The organism is Pseudarthrobacter sp. TAF60_1 (assembly GCF_052113505.1).
GTDB lineage: Bacteria > Actinomycetota > Actinomycetes > Actinomycetales > Micrococcaceae > Arthrobacter.
Map to the genome: position 1 here is coordinate 1 of NZ_JBFRDI010000060.1, position 439 is coordinate 439.

Annotated in this window: 1 protein-coding gene; it reads left to right on the forward strand. The window is 67.8% G+C overall.

Annotated elements, in window-relative coordinates; translation table 11 throughout:
• Nucleotides 1-439: fibronectin type III domain-containing protein (locus AB4Y73_RS20475; protein WP_441874518.1), on the forward strand; the 439-nt coding region annotated here is incomplete at both ends.

A 439-nucleotide genomic window follows, 5' to 3' on the forward strand; every position in this document is an offset into this window, starting at 1 on the left:
TCAAACTCGCCAGCGACTCCGGCACCTGGACCCAAGTCACCGCAGACCTCAGCGCCTACAGAGGCCAAACCATCACCCTCTGGTTCAACGTCCACCTCGAAGGAGCCGTCCCAGCCGACGACACCTGGATGTACCTCGACGACGCCACCMTCACCACCACCCAAACAACCGCGACGGCGCCCGCGGCACCGGCTGGGGTTACCGCGACCGCAGGGAACGCGTCCGCCACCGTGTCCTGGACCGCCCCGAACAACGGCGGCTCACCCATCACCTCCTACACCGTGACCCCGCGCACCGGCACCACCAACCTCACCCCCGTCACCATCACCGGCAACCCGCCCGCAACCAGCACCACCATCACCGGACTCACCAACGGCACCGCCTACACCTTCACCGTCACCGCCACCAACGCCATCGGCACCTCCCCAGCCTCCACCGC